The sequence below is a fragment of the Polynucleobacter sp. 39-46-10 genome, from assembly GCF_002282275.1.
Genome location: NZ_NCJB01000352.1, coordinates 1 through 2,260 on the forward strand (window position 1 = coordinate 1; position 2,260 = coordinate 2,260).

Sequence of the window (2,260 nt, forward strand, 5' to 3'; positions counted from 1 at the left end):
CTCGGCATCGGTTAAACCATAAGAAGGCTTAATATCAATTGATGCCTGCACGCCAGAACCCTGCTCTGTTGCACTAACTGAAAGCAAGCCATCGGCATCCACCTGGAAAGTCACTCGAATTCGAGCAGCCCCAGCAGCCATTGGCGGAATGCCACGTAACTCAAACTTGCCTAATGAACGGCAATCTTGCGCCAACTCACGCTCACCCTGCACTACCTGAATCGCTAAAGCGGTTTGACCATCCTTAAAGGTGGTGAAATCCTGAGCACGCGCTACTGGAATTGGCGTATTACGTGGAATAATTTTTTCAACCAAGCCACCCATGGTTTCAATACCAAGAGACAGTGGAATGACATCCAACAAAAGCCACTCATCATCTTTACTTTGATTGCCGGCAAGCAAATCCGCTTGCATAGCAGCGCCCAAAGCAACTACTTGATCTGGATTAAGATTATTTAAAGGCTTGGTACCAAAGAGTTCCCCAACAGCGCGCTGAACATGAGGCATGCGAGTCGCACCACCCACCATCACCACACCCTTAACTTCGTCCGCTTTAAGGCCAGCGTCACGCAAGGCCTTCTTTACGGCAACTAAGGTTTTATTGATTAGGTTCTGAGTAATCTCAAAGAACTGTGCCTGACTGATACCTACATTCACCACCGTGCCATCAGTAAGCGTTTCGTGAACACGGGCTAAAGGGTTATGACTCAATTGCTCTTTTGCATGCTTGCAAGAAAGCAATAGTCTGCGATGATCCTGAATTGAGAGTGGCGGAAGTTTAGCTTGCTCGATCACCCAGCAATAGAGACGATGATCAAAGTCATCACCACCCAAAGCAGAATCCCCACCAGTAGAGAGCACTTCAAATACACCTCTACTCATTTTCAAAATTGAGATGTCAAATGTGCCACCTCCAAGGTCATAGACTGCGTAGATACCTTCTGAAGCGTTATCTAGACCATACGCAATGGCTGCAGCAGTAGGCTCATTGAGTAAGCGCAATACTTCTATTCCAGCCAACTTAGCGGCATCTTTAGTTGCTTGTCGTTGCGCATCATCAAAATAGGCGGGGACAGTAATAACTGCACCAACGATGTCATCATTCACTGAGTCTTCAGCCAATTGACGCAAACGTGCCAGAATTTCTGCAGATACTTCAATAGGACTTTTATCACCAGCCACTGTGCGTAACTTCAACATGCCCGGCTCGTCTACAAAGTCATAAGGAGTACTTTCAATGTTTTCTACATCGACGATACCGCGACCCATAAACCGCTTTACAGAAACAATCGTGTTCTTAGGATCAGAAACAATGCTTTCAATTGCCTCAAAGCCAGCTTGGGTTCTACCATTAGGCAAGTAACGTACTACTGAGGGGAGTAATTCTCGCCCTTCTGAATCAGGAAGCACCTTAGGTAAAGCATCTCGCACAATCGCCACTAAGGAATTGGTGGTGCCCAGATCAATGCCCACCGCAATCCGACGCTGATGCGGTGCAAGAGACTTACCAGGTTCGGAGATTTGTAATAAGGCCATGGGGACTAGAGTGTAAAGCTATACCAAGGCTGAGATAGCATCATCTAGCTCAAGCGCAAACTTATCAATAAACAGCAGGCCTCTCAGTAACTCGGCAGCACGCTCATAGTTCTTAGCTCCATCAATCGCTTGTGTGATTTCAGCCAAGGTATCTCGTTTGGATTCTTCAACTTCTTCAGCTAAAGCTTCTAATGCGCTAATGTCCTCATCATGATCTTCAAGATATTCACGCCATTCCATTTGCTTCATTAAGAAAGCGGCTGGCATAGCAGTATTCGTTTCTAAGCGAGCATCCACATTATGAAGCTGACAAAGATAAAGGCCGCGCTGAACGGGGTTCTTGAGAGTCTGAAAGGCTGTGTTAGCTAAGGTAGCCATTTGCATGGCCAAACGTTGCTCGGTATCGCTACCACGTGCATGGCGATCCGGGTGCACCTCTTTTTGAATTGCTAGATAAGCTTGATCTAATGCAGACAAATCCAAATTGAATTGCTGATCTAAACCAAAGAAACGAAAGTAATCGTCAGACGCGGAAGGATTCACCACAACCACACTCATCTTTTACATTCGGATTCTGAAACTTAAAGCCTTCGTTCAAACCTTCGCGCACAAAATCTAATTCAGTGCCATCTAAGTAGGCCAAACTCTTGGGATCAATAAAAATGGTGATGCCATTGGATTCAAACTTCGTATCCTCTGGAGCTGCCTCATCCACATACTCCAG

3 protein-coding genes are annotated in these 2,260 nt (G+C 46.1%); all 3 read right to left on the reverse strand.

Translation table 11 applies throughout. From position 1 onward, the window contains the following. The coding region (hscA, locus tag B7X71_RS15535; protein ID WP_293601375.1) for a Fe-S protein assembly chaperone HscA at positions 1-1,536 on the reverse strand (1,536 nt) is incomplete at its 3' end. Positions 1,537-1,554: 18 nt separating this feature from the next. After that, the gene (gene hscB, locus B7X71_RS15540) at positions 1,555-2,079 is read right to left on the reverse strand and encodes a Fe-S protein assembly co-chaperone HscB (protein ID WP_293598964.1); all 525 of its coding nucleotides are present in this window, start codon (positions 2,077-2,079) and stop codon (positions 1,555-1,557) included. Next, positions 2,060-2,260 (reverse strand): iron-sulfur cluster assembly accessory protein (locus B7X71_RS15545; protein WP_293601377.1); only part of this gene is annotated, 201 nt, incomplete at its 5' end. The genes B7X71_RS15545 and hscB, both read right to left, overlap by 20 nt.